The following is a 23,629-nucleotide window of genomic DNA, read 5'->3' on the forward strand; positions in this document are numbered from 1 at the left end:
CGATGGATACAGTACTTTCAATTCTTCACGTGGCTGGTGCCGTCTTCATCGTCGGGCCGATGGCCATACTTCCGATGACCGCCATGCGCTCGGTGCGAGCCGGCGATGGCGCTCAAGTTGCCCGGCTCGCGAAGTCGACCAACCTGTTCACCCTGCTGTCACTGCTCGTCGTCGTGTTTGGCTTTGGCGTCCTCGGCATGGCGAGCGGGAAGCATATTCCGACGTTCGCCAGTACCTGGATCTGGCTGTCGATCGTGCTCTACGCGATCGCGCTGATCCTGAGTCTGGTGCTTGTCGTTCCTACCATGCGCAAGGCAGCGGCCGCGCTGCAGACATCGGGCACCGCCGGGGCGCCAGCCGGGTCCGGCAGCGCAGCGGATGCAGCGCCAGCCGCCAGCAGGTACCCCGCGATCGCCGCCGGCTCGGGAATCGCATCGCTCCTGTTGCTGGCCGTCGTCGTGCTGATGGTCTGGAAGCCGTAGCCCGAATCCTCCGTGCGGCTGTTGGGTCCGCACAGCCGTGCGCACTCTTGGCCTATCGCAGGTTGAACAGCAGCGTCGTGCCGACCGAGAACACGACGAATACGACGATCACGATGATGGCGATGAGGGCGAGCCTCCGTCGATTCATCATGGCCCAACGCTAGCGCGTTTGGTCGCGCACCGACGCCAGGATGCGCGCGGTCGCCACTGCCGCGTTGGCTGCTTCTGCGCCCTTGTCTTCCTTCGATCCTGCGAAGCCGGCGCGGTCAAGGCCTTGCTGCTCGTCGTCCAGGGTGAGCACGCCGAAGCCGACCGGTTTTCCGGTGTCCAACGCGACACGGGTCAGGCCATCCGTCGCTGCCGAGGCGACGAAGTCGAAGTGCGGAGTCCCGCCGCGGATGATCACGCCGAGGGCGACAACGGCATCCGCCCCGGATTCCAGGGCCGCCTTGCAGACGACAGGCAGCTCAAAACTGCCGGGCACGCGCAGCACGTCGAAGGACGCACCGCTGGCGGTCAGCGCCCGCGTAGCGCCGTCGAGCAGGCCGGTTGCGATCTGCTCGTGCCAGGTTCCTGCGACCACGGTGACGCGCAGTCCCGTTCCGTCTGCGGGTTCTGCTGCGGTGGGTGCTCCTGCTCCGCTCATGCGCGTGTTCCTTCCGGGGCGATCGTGGTGGTGAGCGGAAAGGGCAGGGTGTGCCCCATCCGGTCTCGTTTGGTCTCCAGGTAGTGCTCGTTTTCAGCGCCGGCGCCGACGATCAGCGGTACCATCCGCTCGACGGCGGTTCCGTGCGCCTGCAACTGGCGTGCCTTTTCCGGGTTGTTGGTCAGCAACCGCACGGAGTGAATGCCGAGGTCCTCCAGAATTGCGGATGCCGCGCCGTAGTCACGCGCGTCGATCGGCAGGCCGAGCGCGAGGTTCGCGTCGAGGGTGTCGAGCCCCTCTTCTTGCAGTTTGTATGCGCGCAGCTTGTTGATCAGTCCAATGCCACGACCCTCGTGCCCGCGCAGGTAGACGACGACCCCGCCGTCGCGCTGGATCGTGTCGAGGGCCGCGTTCAACTGCGGCCCGCACTCGCATTTGAGTGAGCCGAATGCCTCGCCGGTGAGGCACTCCGAGTGCACGCGCACCAGCATGCCGGTCGCGGACGTGTCGCCTGCGACGATCGCCACGTGGTCTGCACCGGTCATTCGGTCGCGATACGCCCTGATCTTGAATGGCCCGTGCGTGGTCGGCACGGTGGTCTCGACCTCGAAGATCACCCGCGCGGATTCCGGAATCGCCTCGACCGGTGTGACTCCGACGGGAGTGTCCCCGTGCATTGCGTCAAGATACTCGATCAACGCTTCGATCGTGATGACTGGGATGCTCTCCCTCTCGCCCAACTCGATCAGTTCCGGCAGGCGCATCATCTCGCCGTCGTCAGCGACGATCTCGCCGATCACACCGACCGGGGTCAGGTTCGCCAGTTTGAGCAGGTCGACGGTGGCCTCGGTGTGGCCGCCGCGTTCACGCACACCGCCGTCGCGTGCGCGCAGCGGCAGGATGTGGCCGGGGCGGTGCAGGCTGGTTGCCGTTGCAGCCGGATCGGCCAGAACCCGCAGTGTGTGGGCGCGGTCCGCTGCGCTGATGCCGGTGCTCAGCCGGTCCGCAGCGTCCACGCTGACCGTGTAGTTCGTGCCGAGCACGTCTTCGTTGTCGACGACCATCACGGGCAAACCGAGAAAATCGGCGCGTTCGTTTGTCATCGGTGCGCAGAGAAAACCGGAGGTGTTGCGCACCGTCCAGGCGATCCATTCCTGCGATGCCAACTCTGCTGCGAGGATGACGTCACCCTCGTTCTCGCGGCTCTCGTTGTCTGCGACGATGACCGGTCGCCCAGCGCGCAACTGCGCCAGGGCTTCGGGGATTGTTGCGAGGCTCATTTCTCGCTCCTTGCGTGATAGCGGTCGGATTCTGCTGTGTCGTTCGTAAGCGCGGTGTCGCTGATAAGGGGTGTGACGTTGGTGAGCGCTGTGGCGTGGGCGCCTGCCGTGGCGCTGATCGGTGACGACGCGAGCGCGCCGACCGAAAGCATCCGTTCGACGTGGCGGGCCAGGATGTCCGTCTCGATGTTGACGGCGTCGCCGACGACGCCTTCCCCGAGCGTGGTGGCCGTCAGCGTTTCGGGGATGAGGGAGACCTCGAACCAGGCGTCGCGCAGACCGGGGGCATCCGAATCGGCGCCGACGGCGCTGACCGTCAGCGAGATGCCGTCGATCGCGATCGACCCCTTGCGCACGACCAGCGGTGCCAGCTCAGCGGCGAGGCTCAGTCGCACAATGCGCCAGGCGCCGCCATCCGTCGTCGAGAGGATGCGCGCGGTGCCGTCGATGTGCCCCTGCACGATATGGCCGCCGATGCGGTCGCCGACGGCGGCAGCCCGCTCAAGGTTGACCCGGCGGCCGATAGCCGCGGTGCCGAGAGTGCTCATCGTGAGTGTCTCCGCCATGACGTCGGCGGTGAAGCTGTCTGCGGTGTGGTCGACGACGGTCAGGCAGACGCCGCTGACTGAGATCGAGTCGCCGTGACGGGCGTCCGAGACGACGAGCGGGCCGCGCACGGTGATCCGTGCGGCGTCTGCCGTGCGCTGCACGTCGGTGATCTCGCCGACCTCTTCGATGATTCCGGTGAACACGGTTAGGCACCTCTTGTCTGGTCAGTCGTGTCTGCTGGGTCTGTCATGTCTGCTGGGTCTGTCTGGTCTGTCTGGTCTGCTGGGGCCGTTGGTCGGCTCGCCACCGGCCGCGCGACGACGAGCAGGTCGTGGCCGAGTTGTTCGATCGCGGAGAACTCCAGTCGGTGCTGTTCTGTGATGGTGCGAACGCCGATGTCGCCCAGCGCCATGCGGTCTCCGCCGAGCAGCGTCGGTGCCAGGTAGATCAGGTATTCGTCGACGAGGCCGGCGCACACCAGGGCGCTGGCGAGGGTCGGGCCGCCTTCGACAAACGCACGCCGGATGCCCCGGTGCCGCAGGTCGGCAAGAAGCGCGTCGAGGTCGTGGCTGCGCGCGAAGACCGGCGTGCGTGGGTGACGTCGCACAGCGGCATCCGCCGGAATCTCGCGGTGCCCGATGATCACCGGCACGGGTTGCCGCGGCAGGAGTTCGCCGCCGTCGCCGCGGGCGGTCAACGCTGGGTCGTCAGCGAGGACGGTTCCAGTGCCGACGATGATTGCATCGGATGCTTCGCGCTGCTCGTGCACGCGTTGCCGCGCGGCCGTTCCGGTAATCCACCGGCTTGACCCGTCGGCCGCCGCGGTGCGGCCGTCCAGGCTGCTGGCCCATTTGAGGGTGATGAACGGGCGGCCGAGGCGGGCGGCAATAAGCCAGTCGCCGAGGAATGCGGTCGCCTCTGCCTCGAGAACCCCCGAAATCACCTCGACTCCGGCTTCGCGCAAACGGGCGGCTCCGCCCGCGGCTGCGCGGTCGGGGTCGGATACTGCGAAGACGACGCGAGCGACGCCCGCCGCGATCAGTGCTTCGCTGCACGGTCCGGTTCGCCCGGTGTGGTTGCACGGTTCGAGGGTGACGATCGCTGTTGCCCCGCGTGCGTCATCGCTTCCAATCGACTGCAGTGCGGCGACCTCGGCATGCGGCGTGCCGGCGCCCTGATGCCAGCCCTCTGCGATGACGGTGCCCGAGGTGTCCACAATGACGCAGCCCACGCGGGGATTGACACCGCGGTCCGGTCCGCGAGAGGCGAGCTCGAGCGCACGGCGCATCGCCACGTCGTAGCGCTCGCTGCTCATCCGGTCTCCGTCAGGTTGTCTGAGACGGGCTCCGGGGCTGGTTCGGCAGATCGCCGCTCACGCACGAGTCGGCGGGCGCCGTTCGTGCGTGCGTGCTTCCTCCCATCCGGACTGAGAGCGGATGCCTCGTAAGGCATTCACTCATTACCGTCGGTGCCGGAATTTCACCGGCTCAACCTTGCGAGACCATGGTCGCGCAGAGTTCGCGGACTATCACCGCCGGTTCGGACTTTCACCGACCCCGGAGCACGTTTGCTTATGCACAGTCTAATCAACGCCGGGCCGCATCGTTTATTCCGGCGTCTCCGGTGGTGCTTTGCTCTCTGCGCCGGGTTGCTTTCTGCGTCCGATCGCTTTCTGCGCCCGATCGCTTTCTGCACAGGGCGGAGCCGAGCCCGCCAATGTTGAGCGTCACGATTCACCACGGTAGAGCGATTGCTCATTGGCGCCCGTGGCGCCATAATGGAGCCATGCCCAGCATACAAATCAAGAATGTTCCAGAGCGCACCCACGCAGTGTTGCGTCAGCGTGCTGCGGCAGCCCATCAATCGCTTCAGGAATATCTCCGAAGCAAATTGGTCCAAGACGCAGCTGCCCCGACTCTCGAGGAGATCCTCGACCGTGCAGGCGGCAGAGCCGGTGGACGTGTGCCGATTGCTGCGGCGGCCGAGCTGCTGAGGGAGGAACGTGATCGTCGTTGACGCCAGCGTTCTGGCTCCCGCGCTCGCGGACGACACGTCCGATGGAGACGCCGCGCGAGACGTCTTGCGCGGCGAGACGCTCATCGCGCCCGAACTGATCGACCTCGAAGTGGCTTCCGTCTGGCGACGGCACGTTTCGACCGGACAGCTTGACCCTCGCAAGGCGGACCTCGCGTTGAGAGACCTCGACGTCTTGCCGCTTCAGCGGGTGTCACATCGGGCACTGCTCACGCGTTGCTGGGCTCTTCGTGAGAATCTGACGCTTTACGGCGCCGCATACGTCGCCCTCGCAGAACTTCTGGAGGTCGTGTTGGTCACGGGCGACAAAAAGCTCGCCAAGGCACCTGGCCTTCGCTGCCGTATTCGCGTGATCGGGTGACTGGTGGCACCACATCCGTGGGTAGCACCGCGAGAGCAACTCACGAGAGCTGCCGGCTGCGGCGCTACGCCTCAGACTCGATCAGGGCGTGCGCCGTCCCCTCGTCCACGATCAAGTCTGTGACGATGCCGGCGTTCAGGGCTCCGCGCAGGCTGGCCAGCTTCGCTTTGCCCGAGACGACGCAGATTCGGCGAGCCACGCGGCGTAGCAGACCGAGATCCGGCCCGGACGATCGGGCATTCAGCAGAAGGTCACTGTAAGACCCGTCGATACGGTAGAACACGGTCGCGACATCACCGACCACACCCTGTTTGGCCAGTGAACGAAAATCTTCTCGGTTGAGATAGCCGCCGCTGAAGACATGGCTGGGCACCTCGGCTGAGGGCGAGCCCAGGCCGAACAGTGCGACATCCATGTGCGCCTGAATGTCGAGCACTCGGCGGATGCTGCGCTCGCGCCACAGCGCCCGTTTCGTTTCCGGGTCGTCGAAGAACGCTGGAACCGGAAACTGCTGCACGTACGCCCCGTAGGCCTCCCCGAATCGGCTGAGGATCTCACTGGCATACAGGATGCCGGTCGTGCGATAGTTCGCTGCGCCGTTCAGCTGCACGATCTGCGAATTGTGCGTCTGCTTAGCGGTCAGCTGCCTGCTGATCGCGCTGACCGTCGACCCCCAGGCGACGCCCATGATCATGTTCGAGTCGAAGTATCGGCCGAGAATCCGTGCAGCGGAGATCGCCACGCGCTCGAGCCTGTCGACGTCACTGGTCTGATCCGGAACCGGAACGATCTGAGCGGCGACAGAGTAGCGCAGCATGAACTCGTTCTCCAGCCGGCCCGGTGCGCCGAGCGGTGACTGAATGCGGATGTCGACCAGCCCCGTACTGCGGGCGAAACTCAGCAGCCGGGAAATCGAGGAACGCGACGTGCGCAATTCGCGCGCGATCGCATCCATCGTCAGATCTTGCATGTAGTACAGCTGCGCGGCGTGCAGGGCGTCCTGAACGCGAGTCGAAGAATTCGCCTGTTGTTCTCGATCGATTCGCATTCCCGTGCCCTCTGAGTGCACATATGTGCAGCATGCTTGACCGAACGTGCAAACGTGCTCACGATCTATTCAGTCAGAGAAATCGCTGCGATGCAAGCGGCGAAGCACACGAGAGCGGAGCATAACGATGCGGGGCCATCAGGAACCGGCGGATGCGGACGAGAGCGGCTCGCGCGCACGTTCGATGGATGCACTACGGTCGCGACCGCGAGCAGAGGTCCTGATCGTGGGCGGGGGCATCAACGGGATCGCCACGTTTCGCGATCTCGCCCTGCAGGGCGTTGACGTGGTGCTCGTCGAGCGCAGCGACTGGTGCTCGGGCGCATCCGCAGCGTCGTCGCACATGATTCACGGCGGCATCCGATATCTGGAGAACGGCGAGTTCCGGCTCGTGAAGGAATCCGTGCAGGAGCGCAACGGACTTCTTGCGACGGCGCCGCACTACGTCAAACCACTGAAGACAACGGTGCCGATCTTCTCGACATTCGCAGGGCTGCTGGCTGCCCCGCTGCGCTTCATCACCCACGCCTCCGGCAAACCGAGTGAACGCGGCGCCGCCCTGATCAAGACCGGCCTGGTGCTCTACGACTCCTTCTCGCGCGACGGCGGTCGCTTGCCCCGACACGCTTTCCGCGGCAAGCGGCGCTCGCTGACGGAATTGCCACAGCTCAACCCCGCCGTGAAATACACGGCGACCTACTTCGATGCTTCAGTGCACGATCCGGAACGGCTGGCGCTGGACGTGCTGCAGGACGGGCTGGACGCCGCGGGCAGCGCCGGCAGCGCGGGCAGCGCACGCGCCGCCAACTATGTCGAGGCGATCGGCCTGGACGGCGACGGTGTGCAGCTGCGCGATGCACTCACCGGCGAGACTTTCCGCGTCACCGCAGAAGTCGTCATCAACGCGAGCGGCCCGTGGACCGATCTGACCAACGGCGCATTCGGCGCCGAGACGGCGTTCATGGGCGGCACGAAAGGTTCGCACATCGTTCTGGACAACCCCGAGCTGCTTGCAGCGTGCAACGGCCGCGAGCTGTTCTTCGAACACAGCGACGGGCGCATCGTGCTGATCTACCCGCTGAACGGCCGCGTGCTCGTCGGCACCACGGATCTCGAGGCAGATGTGCAGGCTCCCGCAGTGTGCACAGAAGCCGAAGTCGACTATTTCTTCGAACTCATCCGCCACGTGTTCCCAACGGTGAGTGTGAAACGCGAGGATATCGTGTTCCGGTTCGCCGGCATCCGCCCGCTGCCGAAGCATGACGACACGCAGCCGGGTTTCGTTTCCCGCGACTATCGCATCGAGCGCGACACCGCGCCGGCAGCCCCTGGCGTGACGGTGCTGAGTCTGGTCGGCGGAAAATGGACGACGTTCCGAGCGCTCGCGGAACGGCTCGGCGACGAAGCGCTCGAACTGCTCGGGCGCACTCGGGGGCGCAGCACGGCCGGGTTGCCGATCGGCGGCGGCGTCGGATTTCCTACAACGGATGCCGCGCACGCGGTATGGATCGCAGCTCACGCCGACGAGATCGGCCGTGAGCGGGCCGAGCAGTTGCTCGCCCGGTATGGTACGAAGGCGGCCGCGGTGATCGAGGCATCCGTCGGATGGGACGGCGGGATGCTGCCGGACGCGCCGTTGACGCACGCGCCCGATTTCGGCGTGCGCGAGGTCGGGCACATCGTGCGCGCGGAGCACGTCGTGCACCTGACCGATCTGGTGCTGCGGAGAACGAACCTGGCCTTCACGGGGCGGGTTACACGGGCGCTGCTCGAGGAGCTCGCATCCGTCGCCGGTGGTGTGCTCGGCTGGAACGAAGCGATACGCGAGGTGGAGATCGAGACAACGACGTTGCTGCTGGCCGAGCGACACGGTGTGCACCTATACGTTGCACGGCCAACCGCCACAGCTTCTATAGGGTGAGCACATGACCAGGCCATCGAAGGCCCGGCCATCGAAGGAGCTGTCCAAGTGAGTAACTACGTTCTCGCGATCGACCAGGGCACCACGAGCACGCGTGCGATCGTGTTCGATCGTGCCGGGTCCATTGTCGCGACCGGGCAACTGGAACATCAGCAGATCTTTCCACGCGCGGGCTGGGTGGAGCACGATCCGCTCGAGATCTGGAAGAACACGCGCGAGGTCATCGGTCGCGCCCTCGGCAAAGCGAACCTCACGCGGCACGATATTGCAGCAGTCGGCATCACCAACCAGCGCGAGACCACCGTGGTATGGGACAAGAACACCGGCAAACCGGTGTGCAACGCGATCGTCTGGCAGGACACGCGCACGCAGGCGATCGTCGACCGGCTCGCGGCCGACGGCGGTGTCGATCGCTTTCGCGAGGTCGTCGGGTTGCCGTTGAGCACGTACTTTGCGGGTACGAAGATCGCCTGGATTCTGGAGAACGTCGACGGTGCGCGTGCTCGTGCGGAGGCGGGTGACCTGTTGTTCGGCACGACGGACACCTGGGTGCTCTGGAATCTGACCGGCGGGCCCGATGGTGGGGTGCACGCCACGGATGTGACGAACGCGTCTCGCACGATGTTCCTCGACTTGCGCACACTGGCCTGGCGGCAGGACATCCTCGACGTTTTCGATGTGCCTGCGTCGATGCTGCCAGAGGTGCGGTCATCGTCCGAAATTTACGGGATTGCCGAGAGCTCGAGCCTGCTGCGCGAAACGCCCATTGCGGGCATCCTGGGAGACCAGCAGGCGGCCACGTTCGGGCAGGCGGCGTTCGACGCCGGCGGGGCGAAGAACACCTATGGCACGGGCAACTTTCTCATCGTCAACACAGGGGAGCAGATCGTGCACTCGCCGCGCGGACTGCTGACGACCGTCGCCTATCGGCTGGGCGATGACGCACCCCGCTACGCGCTCGAGGGCTCGATTGCCGTGACCGGTTCACTCATCCAGTGGATGCGTGACAACCTCGGCCTGATCTCGCACGCGAGCGAGATTGAAAAACTCGCGGCCAGCGTCGATGACAACGGGGGAGCGTATTTCGTGCCGGCGTTTTCGGGGTTGTTCGCCCCGTACTGGCGACCGGATGCCCGTGGCGCACTCCTCGGTCTGACCCGCTTCGTGAATCGAGGGCACATCGCCCGGGCGGCACTCGAGTCGATCGCGTATCAGACCCGCGACGTTCTGGACGCGGCCAACGCGGACGCGGCCGTCCCGCTGACGGAGTTACGCGTGGACGGCGGGGCGACATCCAATGATCTGTTGCTGCAATTTCAGGCGGACATCCTGGGTATTCCGGTCGTGCGGCCGGTGGTGGCCGAGACGACGGCGCTCGGCGCTGCGTACGCGGCGGGCCTTGCGGTCGGCTTCTGGAGCGGACTCGACGAGTTGCGCGCGAATTGGCGCGAGGGCAAGCGCTGGGAGCCGACGATGGCAGTGGAGGAGCGCGATCGGCTGTATCGCGGCTGGCAGAAGGCGGTCACGAAGACATACGGCTGGGTCGACGCCGACGTGAAGTAACAACGAAGGATGCTGGATGGCTCTCCCCGAAATCCTCGCCCGACCACCGACGCTGCCGCTCGTGTGCGCGCCGATGTTCATCGCGTCAGGGTCGGAGCTTGTGACTGCGCAGTGCCAATCCGGGGTGATCGGCGCCATCCACACTTCATTGTCGGCGCGAGAGCTGATCGCGCGCTTTGCCGAACAATACGATCAGGCGGCTTCGGCGTTGGAGCAGCAGACCGCCACAGCACGCGCACGACGAGCGCATGAGTGAAAGAGCAGTGAACATGACAGAACCACAGGCATCGGCAGACGTGGTGGTTACGTTCGACGCAGCGGTCACGACGATCCGGCTCAACCGCCCAGAGAAGATGAACGGGCTGACGACCGCGGTGAAGACCCGGTTGCGAGACTCCCTGCTGGTCGCGGCGGACGACACCGCGGTGCGCGCCGTGGTCATCACCGGCACCGGGCGCGCGTTCTGCGCGGGCCAAGACCTGGCCGAATTCGCGGCGCATCCGAGTGGTGATGAGGTCGCCGCCACGATCGCCGACTATTACAACCCGATCGTGCGCGCGATCACCAGCATGCCGAAGCCGGTGATCGCGGCACTGAACGGCACGGCGGCAGGCGCTGGACTGTCGATCGCGCTGGCCTGTGATCTGCGCATCGCTGCGACATCCGCGAAACTCACAACGGCATTCGCTGACGTCGGTTTGGCCTGCGACACCGGCATCTCGTGGACGCTGCCGCGCATTGTAGGCCGTGCACGCGCGCTTGACCTGCTGCTGCGGCCCCGGGCAGTCGACTCGGAGGAGGCACTGCGGCTTGGACTGGTCAACGCGGTCGTGCCGGACGCGGAGTTCGCGGGCGAAGTCGCGCGCCTCGCCGCTGAGTTAGCTGCCGGGCCGACGCTGGCCTTGGGCGCGATCAAAGCAGCCGTTAACCACAGTGAATTCTCCAGTCTTGATGACGCGCTCGCGTTTGAGGCCGGCGGGATGGTGCGCACTGCGGCGTCGCTCGATCACCGCGTCGCGCTCCAAGCGTTCCCTGAAAAGCGGCGGCCGACATTCACCGGCGCCTGAGCGCTCCGGTGGTCGAGTAGCGTCGCGAGGGACGAGCGCCGCGTATCGAGACCCGTCACCGTACGGCGGAAGGCACTTGGTCTTGGCGCCTGCTCGCGGGCTACTCAACCACCGGCGATGCCTTCAGCGCCGGTCGAACGCGGCGGGCAAGGCATCCAGCGAGGTGACACGGATGACTCCGGCGGCCGCCGCCGCTGCGTCTGCGGTTGCTGACGCCACCGTTGCGCCGACGCGATCGAGCCAGACGCCGGTGAGGCCGGCGCGTGCTGCACCGATCGCATCCGTCGCCAGCCGGTCGCCGACATACGCGGCGTCGGCCGGTTCGACGCCGAACAGAGCGCAGGCGTGCTGGAAGATCCGCGCATCCGGTTTTGCAATGCCGAACGCACCCGAGGTGACAATGTGTTCGAAGCGAGGCGTCAGCCCGACCCGCTCGATCTTGCGCAACTGGTAGTCGAGATCGCCGTTCGTGATCAAACCGATCCGGATGCCGCGCGCGGCCATGCGGTCCAGGCACGGCAGCGCGTCCTCCTGCAGCCGCCAATTGTCGATGTAATGAGTGAAGAACTCGGTGTACCAGGCGGATGCGGCAGCGTCGTCGAGCACCACCTCGTGTCGCGCGGCAAAGTCGCGCGCACGCGCGATTCGCTGGCCTTCGTAATCGAGGTCACCAGCAAGATACGAGTGGTAGTGCCGTTCTTCAAGCTCGGTCCAGAAGGCGATCTCGGCCTCCGGCTCGCCTCCCGTGTATGGGCCGCCGAGCACTCGCGAGTACTCAAGAATGCCGGCATCCATGGCCCCTCGATGGGCGAACAGAGTGTCGTCGAGGTCGAACAGAACGAGTTGCGGCCCCGTGACATTTAACCTCGGGTCATTTGACCTTGGTGCCTTCGAACTCGGGGCCCTTGAACTCGGGGCGTTCGAAAACGACGGAGAATCTCGCGGCACGCCGCTGGTCATTGCACACCTGCCTGCGTGTCGCCGAAAATGTCCGTCGTTTTGCAAGCGCCCCTCTGACGGCGGGTGGTCATCACGACGTGACCAGTGTGTCGGGCGGCCAACCCGTCGCTCGCGTGCGGTCATCGGTGGAGAGCAGCCCTGCACTCCATGCGTCAACGCGCGTGCCGCGCTGCACTCCGCCCAGGCGTTTGACTCCTTCGAACTGGAAGCCGGCGCGCCGCGCGACCGTCGCAGACGCAGCATTTCCGGCGATCGCATGCCATTGGATTCGTCTCAGCCCGAGTCCGGCAGTCTCTGCGCCACTGTCGCCATCGTTCGCGGCCGGTGCGAACCCGAAGTCGCAGACCAGTTGCACGGCCTCACCCATGATTCCCTTACCACGTGCGGAGGGTCGGAGCCAGAAACCCAGCTCCCCGCCGCCGTGCGCGATTCCGTGAAGGCCGATCATTCCGACGAGCGCTTGCCGTGCATCCGTGCGGATGCCCCAGATCGCGCCGGTGCCCATTCGCCAGCCGGGCTCGACCACTCCGCGCACGAACTGTTCGGCGTCTTCGCGCGAATACGGCGACGGCACCGTGGTCCAGCGCTGCACATCAGCGTCTTGGCAACACTGCGTGATCGTGTCAATGTCGGCGACGCCCGGTGCTCTCAGTTCGAGTCGTGCTGAGGAGAGCACGATCGGTTTCATGTGTCGCGATCCTCAGGCGCGGCCCAGCAGGCCGACGCGGTCGTAAACGGTCGCGAGCGTCTTCTCGGCCACCGCGGATGCGCGCGCCGCGTTGGCCCCGAGCAGGCGATCCAGCTCCGCCGGGTCAGCCAGCAACTCAAGCGCGCGGGCGCGCACCGGCTCGAATTCGCCGACAACGACATCGGCAAGGTCCTTCTTGAAGTCGCCGTAACCTTTGCTGGCGTACTCGTCTTCGAGGGTCGCGATCGTGCGACCGGTCAATGCCGAGTAAATCGTGAGCAGGTTGGCGACGCCGGGCTTCGCGGCGCGGTCGAACCGCACCGCGCCGTCGTTATCGGTCACCGCCCGCATGATCTTCTTGCGCGTGACGCCGGGCTCGTCGAGCAGCCAGATGATCCCGGCCTGCGAATCGGCAGATTTGGACATCTTCGACGTGGGATTCTGCAGGTCGTAGATACGTGCGGTCTCCTTCTGAATCACCGCCTCCGGTATCACGAATGTCTGGCCGAACCGCGAGTTGAAACGCTCGGCGAGGTCACGCGTGAGTTCGACGTGTTGGCGCTGGTCTTCGCCGACCGGCACCAGCTCGCTGTCGTAGAGCAGGATGTCCGCGGCCATCAGCATTGGATAGGCGAACAGTCCGACCGTGGTGCCTTCTGCACCGTAACGCGCCGACTTGTCCTTGAACTGGGTCATGCGCGATGCCTCGCCGAACCCGGTGATCGTGTTGAGGATCCAGGCGAGTTGCGCGTGCGCGGGCACCTGTGACTGCACGTACAGCGTCGACGCCGACGGGTCGATGCCGGCGGCGATGTACTGCGCAGCCGTGCGCCGAGTGTGGGCTGCGAGCTCGTTCGGGTCTTGCGGAACCGTGATGGCGTGCAGGTCGACCACGCAGAAGAACGCCTCGTTCTCCTGCTGCAACTGCCTCCACTGCAGCAGAGCGCCGATGTAGTTGCCCAGATGAAGCGAATCCGAGGATGGTTGAATGCCCGAATAGAGCCGGGGTTTGTCAGTCATGAGTTGTCCTTAGAAAAAGTTTGTGATTCCCCGATTGGTCGAGTAGCCCGCGACGAAGGAGCAGCTCCCGTTGGTCGAGTAGCCCGCGACGAAGGAGCAGGCGTATCGAGACCCGCGTGCATCGCTGCCCTACAACGCGTAATCGACGACGACAGGTGTGTGATCGGACCATCGCTGGTCATAGGCGGCCGCGCGGTCGACCGTATAGTCCACAACCTGTGTTGCGAGGGCGGGGGTGGCTGCCTGATAGTCGATGCGCCAGCCGGTGTCGTTGTCGAACGCCTGACCGCGCCAGGACCACCAGGTATAAGGCCCGTCGGTCTCGCCTGCCCACTTGCGGCCGATGTCGATCCAGCCGAGGCCGGCGCCCGCGTTGTAGGCAGGGTCGTCCTCCGCACCGAAGAACCGATCGAAGTACGCGCGCTCTTCCGGCAGGAAGCCGGCGCGCTTGACGTTGCCCTTCCAGTTCTTGATGTCCAGAGTGCGGTGGCCGACGTTCAGGTCGCCCATGATGACAGACAGCGGATTGGATGCCGCGAGCGCGGGCATCCGCTCGATCATGGCGTCCAGAAACTTGTACTTCTCCACCTGCTTCGGCGTGTCTGCCTCGCCGGAGTGCACGTACGTGCTGACGACCGTGACGGGCCTGCCGTTCACCTCATAGTCCGCCTCGAGCCAGCGGCCCGAGCTGTCGAAGTCGGCAGCACCCAGTTCGACCCGGTGAGCGGATGCCGCTCTTCGGCTGACCAGCGCAACCCCGGCCCTGCCTTTTGCCGTCGCGGGGTCATGCAGGATGTGCCAGCCGTCTCCGAACAGGCCCTCAAGATCTTCGGTCGACGCGCGGACCTCCTGCAACGCGATGATGTCGACATCGCGGCTGTTCACCCAGCTCTCCATGCCCCTGCGGAAGGCGGCGCGGATGCCGTTGACGTTGACGCTGGCGATGCGGAGCGGTTTGTGGGAAGAGGCCATTCCTACAGTTTATGGGGGGCGTCCGACGTTGCCGTTTCAGGTGCGAGCTCGGCTGCCGCAGGCTTTCGGCGACGGCGCTTGGCGACCGGTCGGTGGACGGGAAGCCCCCGCCTTTCCAGCGCGACGGAGATCCACGCGGCCCCGATCAAGATGACCTGGCAGACCAGGTTGAACCAGATCAGCAGGCCGAGCACCGCGGCGAACGACGCGGCGAGCGGATTGTTGCTCGCACCGCGCAGCACCAGACCGCTCAGGGTGCTCAAAACCGCCAGAGCAACGCTGCCGGCTGCGGCGCCGGCCAACAGCGCTCGCCAGGGGATGACCAACCGGGACAGCACGCGGTACATCGTGGCGAGGGTGACCGTGTTCAGCGCAACGACGATGACAAAGCTCACTGCCCGACCCGCAAAGGTCGCCCAGAATGAGTCGGCCGGAACATCGAAGAAATTCAGCGCCGTGCCGAGCAGCGAGGTGCTGAGCAGGGAGACGGCGGCAGCGAGGGTGAGCAGAATGCCGAATCCGAGGGCGAGACCCAGGTCGCGCAGCTTCTGCAGGATCACGTTGAGAGTGTCGTCGGGAACGTCGAACATCGTGCGAATCGCCTCGCGAGTCGATGCGAGCCAGCCGATCGCCGTCCACAGCAGTCCGATCGCTGCGATCAGGCCTGTCCAGCCGAGGGTTCCTGCGAGCCGCGACAACGCCGCCTCCGAGATGACGCCGTCCGCGCCGATCAGGCCAGGCACACCCTGATTGATCAGCTCGATCAGTGCTTTCAAGAGTTCCTGATTCGATGACAGCCACAGGCCGGCCACGGCGAAGACCAGCCACAGCGCCGCGAGCACCGCGAACAAGGCCTGATACGACATTCCGGCCGCGAGTAGCCCGCCTCGCTTGCCGCTGAAGCGCGTGAACGCCCGCATCGGAGTGGTCGCCTGCACCCAGTGCACGATACGGGTGACGCGAGCGATCAGACGGCGGATGCCTGTCGGCGCGGCTGTGTGCGTATCCGCACCTGTGTCGGCATCCGCACCTGTGTCATCGCCCGCGTCCTTCGCCACGCCTGCAGCCTAGTCAAGGCGGTCGTTGCCACGGCCGAGGCGCGTTGGCGGCTCCGCGAGCTCTGCGCGGTCAGCGGCGATCGCGCCGAGCCGGGAATGTGCCTTGGTGAGCCGGCGGCTGGCGAATATCCTGCCGAGCCCGCGTGCTTTCTCATACTCGTGCTGCGCCTCGGCCACATCTGCTTCTGCCGAGTTCAAGCGGGCCAGGTATTCGGTGCGGGCGCGATCCCGCTCGAGCTGCTCAGCGGTGAACGTGACGGGCGAGATGCCTCGGTCGCTCATGCCGACGGCGATCCACGAGGCTGCCAGCAAGATGACGCGACAGACCAGGTTGAACCACAGCAGCAGTCCGAAGAACACCGCGAAAGACGCCAAAAGCGGGTTGCTCGACGCACCGCCGATCAGGAATCCTGCGGCGGTGCTCAACACGGACAGGCTCAGCCCGCCGAGTGTCGCTCCGACCAGGAGGGCCCGAAACGGAATGGCAACGCGCGAAAGCACCCGGAACATGATCGCCAACACCAGCACATTCAGGGCGGCGACGACCACGAAGCTGGCCCCGCCCGCGATGGCCTCGGCCCAGAACGAATCGCTGGTGATGCCGATCCAGGTCAACAGGGTCGTCAGAATATTGGTGCTCGCAAGCGATAGGGTCGCCGCGACCACCAACACGACCCCGAAAGAGAGCGCCAGCACCACATCGCCGAGACGTGCAAGAACGAGATTCACCTTGACGCTGCCCAGGTCGAACATCACTCGCACGGAGAGCCGCACCGCATTGAGCCAACTGGTTGCCGTCCACAGCAAACCGATACCGGCGATCACGCCGGTCCAGCCCAGTGCGCCGCCGAGCGAGGCCAGCTCTGCCTCTGAAATCGCGCCGTTCGGGCCGATCAACCCGGGCACAACGCGATCGATGATGCCGACGATCGCCTCTTGAAACGCATTGTTGCTCGCGATTCGAAACCCGGCGATCGAGAACCCCAACCACAGGGCAGCGAAGATCGCGAAGATCGCACGATACGACATTCCCGCCGCCAGCAAATTGCCGTCACGGCTTGTGAATCGCAGGCCGACCCGATACAAGCGGAACCGGCCCAACCAGTTCACAGCGAGGGATGCGCGCGCGACGTTCTGCTGCACCGTCTGCTTGACCGGGGCGGCAAGTTTGTCCAATTGCTCAAGGGCTGGCTGGATGCTGTGCCAGCGCGGATCGCCCTCCTGCCGGCCCGGCTCGTTCTGGTCGGCCTCGTCGTGTTCCGGTTCGTGCTTTTCGCGGTCGCGGGAACCCCGGGCGCTCGGGCCGGCGGCGCGCTCGTCGTGGTCGTGCGACCGGGCGTCGCGGGCGGGCTGCGAACTCACAGGTTCAGCTTAGGTCGTGCGTGCCGATTGGGGCGCGCAGCACCGGTTCGCCGGGCCTAGGCTGGTGTCGTGGTGGGGACGAGCATTCGACTGCACGGGGTGGGTATCGGCCATGGCGCCGCAGTCGGCATTGTGCTGCGGATGCCGCCGCCGTTGCCGGATCCGCCGGACATCCACTCGTTCGCCGAACCCTACGCGGAGTACGCCCGCGTCGCGAAGGCCCTTTCCGTCACGGCCGGAGACATGCTCGACCGCGCGGAACTCGCCAACGGCGACGCCAGGGACGTTCTGAGGGCCCACGCACTGATGGCGCAGGACCCGGCCCTGATCGAGGACGTGCACGAGCGCATCGATGCGGGCAAAACTGCGGAGCGCGCCGTGTTCGAGGCCTTCCAGACGTTTCAAACGGCGCTGCAGGGCGTCGGCGGCGACATGGCGGAACGAGTGGCGGACCTACGCGACGTGTCGCGTCGCGCAGTCGCGCAGCTCAGCGGCGTCGCCATGCCCGGCGTTCCCCGCTCCGACGCGCCATTCGTGCTCGTCGCCCAGGACCTCGCCCCGGCAGACACAGCACTGCTCGAACTCGACAAGGTGCTCGCGCTGGTCACCCGCGACGGCGGGCCGACCTCGCACACGGCGATCCTTGCACGATCGAAGGGGCTCATCGCCGTGGTCTGCGCACCAGGCGCCGATGCACTGATCAATGGGCAGCTGGTGATCGTCGACGCGGATGCCGGCCAGGTCACGGCTGATCCCGCATCCGAAGAACTGAAGCAGGCGCTCAGCCGAGCGACGGCGGCTGCGCCCGCTCGGCCGATTACGCCCGGTTCCCTGAAAGACGCAACCCCGATCCCGCTGATGGCCAACCTCGGTTCCCCGCAGGATGCCGCGGCTGCGGTCGCGCTCGGAGCGGAGGGCGTCGGGTTGGTGCGCACCGAGTTCCTGTTCCTCGATGCCGGGTCCGCGCCATCCGTCGAGACGCAGCGGGCGCAATACATCAAGCTGCTCCGCGCGTTCCCGGACAAGAAGGTGATCGTGCGTGTGCTGGACGCCGGTGCGGACAAGCAGCTCGCGTTTCTCGGGCACACCCACGAGGAGAATCCGGCGCTTGGGCGCCGCGGCATCCGCGCACTGCGAGAGCATGAGCAGGTGCTGCGCGACCAGCTGAGCGCGCTTGCGCAGGCACAGGACGCGACCCAGGCGCGGCTGGGGGTGATGGCGCCGATGGTCGCCGACGCAGAGGAGACCCGCTATTTCGTAGAGCTCGGCCGAGAGTTCGGCCTGGGCTCGCTCGGTGTGACCATCGAGGTGCCCTCCGCCGCTCTCTTGGCCGAACAACTGGTCGGGCTCGTGGACTTCGTCAGCATCGGCACGAACGATCTCACCCAGTACACGATGGCAGCAGACCGCATGCTCGGTTCTGTGTCCGCGTATCAGAGCACGTGGCATCCGGCGGTCTTGCGGTTGATGAAGATGATCGGAGACGCGGGCACGGCTGCTCGGATCCCGGTCGGCGTGTGCGGCGAGGCGGCGGCCGACCCGTTGCTTGCCGTCGTGTTCGTCGGACTCGGCGTCAACGAACTCTCGATGGCACCGGCGGCCTTCAGTGACGTGCGGCACGTTCTCGGCGATGTCAGCATGAAGGTTGCACGCCGCTGCGCCGCTCGCGCGCTCGAGGCGACCAGTGCGCTTCAGGCACGGGCGATGGTAGTGCAGGAATTAGAGAGCGGTCATGCGTGACCGCGCATTATCGCCTGCTTGACCTCGGCGATCGCCTGCGTGATCTGGATGCCGCGGGGGCACGCCTCCGTGCAGTTGAACGTTGTGCGGCAGCGCCACACGCCTTCCTTGTCGTTCAAAATGTCGAGGCGAACACCGGAGGCGTCGTCCCTCGAGTCGAAGATGAACCGGTGTGCGTTGACGATTGCGGCGGGGCCGAAGTACTGTCCATCGGTCCAGAACACCGGGCATGACGAGGTACATGCCGCGCAGAGAATACACTTCGTCGTGTCGTCGAACCGGGCGCGTTGCTCGGCCGACTGCAGGCGTTCGCGACCCTCCGGCGGGGTGCTGTGCGCCTGCAGGAACGGCTGCACGGCCCGGTACGACTCGAAGAACGGCTCCATGTCGACGACGAGATCCTTCTCGAGGGGCAGGCCCTTGAGAGCTTCGATGTAGATCGGCTTGGAGATGTCGAGATCTTTGATCAGGGTCTTGCAGGCGAGCCTGTTCCGTCCGTTGATTCGCATCGCATCCGAACCGCAGACGCCGTGTGCGCAAGAGCGGCGGAAGGTCAGTGACCCATCTTGCTCCCACTTGATCTTGTGCAGGGCGTCGAGCACCCGGTCGGTCGCGTACATTTCGACGTCGAAATCTTGCCAGTGCGGCTCGGCATCCACGTCGGGGTCGAACCGGCGGATGATGAACGTGACGGTGAATGACTGAATGGGCGCTTCGGCTGCAGGAGGGGTCTCGAGGACGGCGTTGGACATCAGTACTTCCTCTCCATGGGCTGATAGCGGGTGATCACGACGGGTTTCCAATCGAGCTTGATGTGGTCTCCCGCGGTGGACGAGTGCGGGTCGCCGGTCAGGTAGGCCATCGTGTGTTTCATGTAGTTCACGTCGTCGCGCTTCGGATAGTCGTCGCGCTGGTGCCCGCCGCGGCTTTCCAGGCGGTTGCGCGCTGAGTAGACCACGACTTCGGCCAGGTCGAGCAGGAAACCCAACTCGACAGCCTCGAGCAGGTCGGTGTTGAACCGCTTGCCCTTGTCTTGCACGCCCACGTTCCTGAACCGGTCGCGCAGACGGTGAATGGTCTGGGTCACCTGGTTGAGTGAATCGTCGGTGCGGAAGACCTGCGCGTTGCGGTCCATCTCCTCCTGAAGCTCCTTGCGGATCGCGGCGATCCGTTCGGTGCCCGTCGAGGCGCGCATGCCTTCCAGCATGATCCGGATGCCGTCGGCCGCGCCATCCGGCAGCGGCGCGAATTCCGCGGTCTTCACGTATTCGATCGCGTTCTTGCCTGCCCGCTTGCCGAACACGTTGATATCCAGCAGCGAGTTGGTGCCGAGGCGGTTTGAGCCGTGCACGGAGACGCACGCGCATTCGCCGGCGGCGTAGAGTCCTGGCACGATCGTTGTGTTGCTCGAGAGCACTTCCGCGTTGTTGTTTGTGGGGATGCCGCCCATCGCGTAGTGCGCGGTCGGCATGACGGGCACGGGAGTTGTCACGGGGTCGACGCCGAGATAGGTGCGGGCGAACTCCGTGATGTCCGGGAGTTTGGTCTCCAGCACCTCTGCACCGAGGTGGGTGCAGTCCAGCAGCACGTAGTCCTTGTGCGGGCCAGCGCCGCGTCCCTCTGCGACCTCCATCACCATGCTCCGTGCGACGATGTCGCGCGGGGCAAGGTCTTTGATCGTGGGGGCGTAGCGCTCCATGAACCGCTCGCCAGACGCGTTGCGCAGGATCGCGCCCTCACCACGGGCGCCCTCCGTCAGCAGGATGCCGAGACCGTACAGGCCGGTCGGGTGGAACTGGAAGAACTCCATGTCTTCCAGCGGAAGGCCCTTGCGCCAGATGATGCCGACGCCGTCACCGGTCAGGGTGTGCGCATTGGAGGTGGTCTTGAAGATCTTGCCGAAGCCGCCTGTTGCAAAGATGACGGCCTTGAAATGGAAGACATGCAACTCGCCGGTCGCGAGATCGTAGGCGACCACCGCGGTCGGCTTCCGGATCGTCGCACCGTCGACGTCCTCGACGTCGACCATGATCAGGTCGAGCACATAGAACTCGTTGAAGAAGTTGATGCCGAGCCTGACGCAATTCTGGAACAACGTCTGCAAGATCATGTGGCCGGTGCGGTCCGCCGCATAGCAAGAACGGCGAACGGCCGACTTGCCGTGGTCACGTGTGTGGCCGCCGAATCGGCGTTGGTCGATCTTGCCCTCAGGGGTGCGGTTGAACGGCAGGCCCATGTTTTCAAGGTCGATGACCGCTTCGATGGCTTCCTTTGCCAAGATCTCCGCGGCATCCTGGTCGACGAGATAGTCGCCGCCCTTGACGGTGTCGTAGGTGTGCCACTCCCAGTTGTCTTCTTCGACGTTGGCGAGCGCGGCGGCCATGCCGCCCTGAGCCGCGCCGGTGTGGGAACGCGTCGGATACAGCTTGGAGATCACAGCGACGTTCGCGTGCGGGCCCGCCTCGATCGCCGCGCGCATGCCTGCGCCGCCGGCGCCGACGATCACGACGTCGAACTGGTGGTGGTGAACGCCGTCGATGACGGTCGAGTCCGTATTCTGGTCAGTCACGTAAGGTTCCGCAGCTTTCAGTGGGCGTGGCAGGTGGGCGTGGGTGTCGAGCGGTGGGCTGTCATCGTGCGCGGATCACTTTCCGATCGTGGCGCAGAAGTCGGGCAGCAGGTTCGCCGGCGTTCCGGACGGGCACGGGTTGAACACCGTCACCGTGTACGTGCCGATTGCAATCAGAATGACGACCGCGGCGAGCACCGCGAACTTGAGGATGCGATTCACCGTCCCGTTGCGGGCGTAGTCGTTGATCAGGGTGCGCATGCCGTTGCCGCCGTGGATGAGCGCCAGCCACAGCATCAGGCCGTCCCACACCTGCCAGAACGGGTCTGACCACTTGCCGCCGACGAAGGCGAAGTCGATGGCCTTGATGCCCTGGCCGAGAACCAGGTTCACGAACAGGTGGCCGAAGATCAGCACGACCAGCAGAACACCGGAAACGCGCATGTACATCCAGCCCCATTTTTCCCAGTTCACGCCGCCCTTGCGAACGGGGCGCGTAGGGGTGCGGGGAGCATCGATCGTGGTCATCTCAGTGCCCTTCGCTGAAAACGTTCGCCAAGTGGATCGGCACGAAGCCGGCCATCAGCACGACCCAGAGCACGATGACGATCCAGAACATGACCTTCTGGTACTTCGCCCCCTTGCCCCAGAAGTCGATCAGGATGATGCGTAGACCGTTCAGCGCGTGGAAGGCGATCGCCATCACCAGCACGGTCTCGCCGAGCCCCATGATCGGGTTCTTGTAGGTGCCGATCACGGCGTTATACGCCTGTGGGCTGATGCCGAGCACTGCCGAGTCGAGGATGTGCACGAGGAGGAAGAAGAAGATCGCCAGCCCTGTGATGCGGTGAAACACCCAGGACCACATTCCCTCGTGCCCCCGGTAAAGGGTGCCTCCTGGCCTTGATGTCTTCGGCGCCAGAGTTCCTGTCGCTTGATTTGCCACGAAACAACCCTCCCTGGTTGTCATCGGATGCCGCGAGTGGGGATCCGCAAGAAGTGACGCGTGATGCGCGCCCCCAGTCTACGACCCGCCCCGGCTGGACGTTGCTTAGGCAAGCCTAACTATCTCGATATCGAGATATATTTGCGGTCGTTGGCCGCCGGCATCCGCTCGCACAGAGCCCGTGCGCTACAGCCAGTTGCGTCGCTTGAACACGAAGTACAGCACACTGCTGGTCAGAATCATCAACCCGATCGCCATCGGATAACCGAGTGGCCATTCGAGTTCAGGCATGCGTGTGAAGTTCATGCCGTAGATGCCGGCGATCAGCGTCGGCCCGAACAGGATGGCCGCCCACGAGGAGATCTTCTTCACCTCTTCGCCCTGACGGTTGCTGCTTTCGGCCAGAGAGACCATGTTCTCGTTCTGTCGTTCGGAGACGAGCGTCGAGTTGACCGTCAGCATGTCTCGCAGTAGCTGGCGGAACGCGTCGACCCGTTCGTTGACGAGTGTGAGGTGGTCTGCGACGTCGCGCAGGCTGCGCTGCAGCTCCTGGCCCACCCCGTATTTCGCACTGCCTTTTTCCAGTGCGTTCATGACAGCGCTGAGCGGATGCGTCGCCCTCTGAAACTCGATCACCTCGCGTGAAAGTTCGTAGATTCGCCGCGACACCCGCGCGTCGCCGTCGAAGACCTGGGTTTCGATTTCGTCGACATCGTTGGCCACGCCGGCGACCACCGGAGCGTAACCGTCCACGACCGCGTCGATGATCGCGTACAGGATGGCCTGGGTGCCGAGAGCGAGCAATTCCGGATCCGCCTCCATCCGTTGCCGCACATACGACAGGTCCGGTGACTCGCTGTGGCGGACCGTGATCACGAAGTTGGGGCCGACGAACGCGTGCAGTTCACCGAATGCCACCTCCTCGAGCGAGTCGACATAGCTGGCTGCGCGCAGTACGACGAACAGCACGCCGTCGTAGCGTTCCAGCTTGGGCCGTTGGTGGGCACTGATCGCGTCTTCGATCGCCAGTTCGTGCAAATTGAACTCCGAGGCGAGTTCGTGCAATTCTGACTCGGTGGGGCGGTACAGCCCGATCCAGGCGACGCCGTCGGGAGTGTCATGCAACGCGCGAAAGGTCTCGGCCAAGGTGACCGGAGACGAGATGCGAGTGCCGGCCGCATAGATGGCGGTGTCGATCAGGCTGGGGCGCTTCGACTCCGCCGGCTCGGTCGGAGTCTCGGCTGGCGCGATGGGTTGCATCCGCCGGTTGCGCTGCACGAACGGCATTGTGATGCCGCGCCTGTTGCGACCTGCCATCTCCCACCCCCTGATTTCCCGGCCCACTGCCAGCCCGCCGTTACCC

At 65.2% G+C, this 23,629-nt stretch carries 24 protein-coding genes and 1 riboswitch; of the genes, 8 read left to right on the forward strand and 16 right to left on the reverse strand.

Annotated features, from left to right (window positions below):
- The first annotated feature begins 2 nt into the window (after positions 1–2).
- Positions 3–482 carry a DUF2269 family protein gene (locus QU604_RS06845; RefSeq protein ID WP_308468058.1) on the forward strand — a complete coding sequence of 160 codons (480 nt, stop codon included), beginning with the start codon at positions 3–5 and terminating at the stop codon, positions 480–482.
- A 160-nt stretch (positions 483–642) separates the two neighbouring features.
- Here QU604_RS06845 and ribH read toward each other — a convergent pair whose 3' ends face one another.
- The 4 genes from ribH to ribD are packed head-to-tail and all read right to left on the reverse strand — an operon-like array spanning position 643 to position 4,272.
- Complete coding sequence (gene ribH, locus QU604_RS06850; protein ID WP_308468059.1) at positions 643–1,128, reverse strand: 6,7-dimethyl-8-ribityllumazine synthase; 486 nt, start codon at positions 1,126–1,128, stop codon at positions 643–645.
- Complete coding sequence (ribA, locus tag QU604_RS06855) at positions 1,125–2,408, reverse strand: GTP cyclohydrolase II (protein ID WP_308468060.1); 1,284 nt, start codon at positions 2,406–2,408, stop codon at positions 1,125–1,127. The genes ribH and ribA overlap by 4 nt, the downstream gene beginning before the upstream one ends.
- Positions 2,405–3,160 (reverse strand): riboflavin synthase, encoded by a 756-nt coding sequence (locus tag QU604_RS06860; protein WP_308468061.1) that lies wholly within the window; start codon positions 3,158–3,160, stop codon positions 2,405–2,407. The genes ribA and QU604_RS06860 overlap by 4 nt, the downstream gene beginning before the upstream one ends.
- Before the next feature lie 2 nt (positions 3,161–3,162).
- Positions 3,163–4,272 (reverse strand): bifunctional diaminohydroxyphosphoribosylaminopyrimidine deaminase/5-amino-6-(5-phosphoribosylamino)uracil reductase RibD, encoded by a 1,110-nt coding sequence (ribD, locus tag QU604_RS06865; protein ID WP_308468062.1) that lies wholly within the window; start codon positions 4,270–4,272, stop codon positions 3,163–3,165.
- 89 nt (positions 4,273–4,361) lie between these two features.
- A riboswitch (FMN riboswitch) is annotated at positions 4,362–4,525 on the reverse strand.
- Between the two features lie 217 nt (positions 4,526–4,742).
- Between ribD and QU604_RS06870 the strand changes: the two genes are divergently transcribed.
- Positions 4,743–4,973 (forward strand): FitA-like ribbon-helix-helix domain-containing protein, encoded by a 231-nt coding sequence (locus QU604_RS06870; protein WP_308468063.1) that lies wholly within the window; start codon positions 4,743–4,745, stop codon positions 4,971–4,973.
- A complete protein-coding gene (locus QU604_RS06875; protein WP_308468064.1) occupies positions 4,960–5,352 on the forward strand; it encodes a type II toxin-antitoxin system VapC family toxin in 393 nt (130 codons plus the stop codon). Before QU604_RS06870 ends, QU604_RS06875 begins: the two co-directional genes overlap by 14 nt.
- Before the next feature lie 64 nt (positions 5,353–5,416).
- On the opposite strand, the gene QU604_RS06880 is transcribed toward QU604_RS06875, so the two are convergent.
- Positions 5,417–6,400: a sugar-binding transcriptional regulator gene (locus QU604_RS06880; RefSeq protein ID WP_308468065.1), complete on the reverse strand. Its 984-nt coding sequence runs from the start codon at positions 6,398–6,400 to the stop codon at positions 5,417–5,419.
- Between the two features lie 127 nt (positions 6,401–6,527).
- Between QU604_RS06880 and QU604_RS06885 the strand changes: the two genes are divergently transcribed.
- Genes QU604_RS06885 through QU604_RS06900 form a run of 4 tightly spaced genes read left to right on the forward strand, consistent with a single transcriptional unit; the run spans position 6,528 to position 10,951 of the window.
- Positions 6,528–8,321 carry a glycerol-3-phosphate dehydrogenase/oxidase gene (locus tag QU604_RS06885; protein ID WP_409350002.1) on the forward strand — a complete coding sequence of 598 codons (1,794 nt, stop codon included), beginning with the start codon at positions 6,528–6,530 and terminating at the stop codon, positions 8,319–8,321.
- A gap of 48 nt (positions 8,322–8,369) precedes the next feature.
- Positions 8,370–9,884, forward strand: coding sequence for a glycerol kinase GlpK (gene glpK / locus QU604_RS06890; protein ID WP_308468066.1), 1,515 nt, complete (start codon positions 8,370–8,372; stop codon positions 9,882–9,884).
- Positions 9,885–9,900: 16 nt separating this feature from the next.
- A complete protein-coding gene (locus tag QU604_RS06895) occupies positions 9,901–10,140 on the forward strand; it encodes a hypothetical protein (RefSeq protein WP_308468067.1) in 240 nt (79 codons plus the stop codon).
- A gap of 13 nt (positions 10,141–10,153) precedes the next feature.
- Entirely contained in the window at positions 10,154–10,951 is a 798-nt protein-coding gene (locus tag QU604_RS06900) for an enoyl-CoA hydratase (RefSeq protein WP_308468068.1), read from the forward strand.
- A gap of 123 nt (positions 10,952–11,074) precedes the next feature.
- Here QU604_RS06900 and QU604_RS06905 read toward each other — a convergent pair whose 3' ends face one another.
- The 6 genes from QU604_RS06905 to QU604_RS06930 form a co-directional block, all read right to left on the reverse strand.
- Positions 11,075–11,788: an HAD family hydrolase gene (locus QU604_RS06905; RefSeq protein WP_308468859.1), complete on the reverse strand. Its 714-nt coding sequence runs from the start codon at positions 11,786–11,788 to the stop codon at positions 11,075–11,077.
- Between the two features lie 193 nt (positions 11,789–11,981).
- Entirely contained in the window at positions 11,982–12,599 is a 618-nt protein-coding gene (locus tag QU604_RS06910) for a GNAT family N-acetyltransferase (RefSeq protein ID WP_308468069.1), read from the reverse strand.
- 12 nt (positions 12,600–12,611) lie between these two features.
- The gene (gene trpS, locus QU604_RS06915) at positions 12,612–13,619 is read right to left on the reverse strand and encodes a tryptophan--tRNA ligase (protein ID WP_308468070.1); all 1,008 of its coding nucleotides are present in this window, start codon (positions 13,617–13,619) and stop codon (positions 12,612–12,614) included.
- 129 nt (positions 13,620–13,748) lie between these two features.
- The gene (locus tag QU604_RS06920; protein WP_308468071.1) at positions 13,749–14,591 is read right to left on the reverse strand and encodes an exodeoxyribonuclease III; all 843 of its coding nucleotides are present in this window, start codon (positions 14,589–14,591) and stop codon (positions 13,749–13,751) included.
- 2 nt (positions 14,592–14,593) lie between these two features.
- Positions 14,594–15,649, reverse strand: a complete 1,056-nt coding sequence (locus tag QU604_RS06925) for a YihY/virulence factor BrkB family protein (RefSeq protein WP_308468072.1) — start codon at positions 15,647–15,649, stop codon at positions 14,594–14,596.
- 9 nt (positions 15,650–15,658) lie between these two features.
- Positions 15,659–17,011, reverse strand: a complete 1,353-nt coding sequence (locus QU604_RS06930; RefSeq protein ID WP_308468073.1) for a YihY/virulence factor BrkB family protein — start codon at positions 17,009–17,011, stop codon at positions 15,659–15,661.
- Between the two features lie 69 nt (positions 17,012–17,080).
- On the opposite strand from QU604_RS06930, the gene ptsP reads away from it, so the two are divergent.
- A complete protein-coding gene (gene ptsP, locus QU604_RS06935) occupies positions 17,081–18,751 on the forward strand; it encodes a phosphoenolpyruvate--protein phosphotransferase (protein ID WP_308468074.1) in 1,671 nt (556 codons plus the stop codon).
- Here the strand turns inward: ptsP and QU604_RS06940 are convergent.
- The 5 genes from QU604_RS06940 to QU604_RS06960 form a co-directional block, all read right to left on the reverse strand.
- Complete coding sequence (locus QU604_RS06940; protein ID WP_308468075.1) at positions 18,742–19,503, reverse strand: succinate dehydrogenase iron-sulfur subunit; 762 nt, start codon at positions 19,501–19,503, stop codon at positions 18,742–18,744. The genes ptsP and QU604_RS06940 overlap by 10 nt on opposite strands.
- Positions 19,503–21,320, reverse strand: coding sequence for a succinate dehydrogenase flavoprotein subunit (gene sdhA / locus QU604_RS06945; RefSeq protein WP_308468076.1), 1,818 nt, complete (start codon positions 21,318–21,320; stop codon positions 19,503–19,505). Before sdhA ends, QU604_RS06940 begins: the two co-directional genes overlap by 1 nt.
- A 75-nt stretch (positions 21,321–21,395) precedes the next feature.
- Positions 21,396–21,848, reverse strand: coding sequence for a succinate dehydrogenase hydrophobic membrane anchor subunit (locus tag QU604_RS06950; RefSeq protein WP_308468077.1), 453 nt, complete (start codon positions 21,846–21,848; stop codon positions 21,396–21,398).
- 1 nt (position 21,849) lies between these two features.
- Entirely contained in the window at positions 21,850–22,290 is a 441-nt protein-coding gene (gene sdhC, locus QU604_RS06955; protein WP_308468078.1) for a succinate dehydrogenase, cytochrome b556 subunit, read from the reverse strand.
- A gap of 162 nt (positions 22,291–22,452) precedes the next feature.
- Complete coding sequence (locus QU604_RS06960; protein ID WP_308468079.1) at positions 22,453–23,583, reverse strand: magnesium and cobalt transport protein CorA; 1,131 nt, start codon at positions 23,581–23,583, stop codon at positions 22,453–22,455.
- Between the last annotated feature and the right edge of the window lie 46 nt (positions 23,584–23,629).

Origin of the sequence: Rathayibacter sp. SW19, from assembly GCF_030866825.1 — a bacterium.
Taxonomy (GTDB): Bacteria; Actinomycetota; Actinomycetes; order Actinomycetales; family Microbacteriaceae; genus Rathayibacter_A; species Rathayibacter_A soli.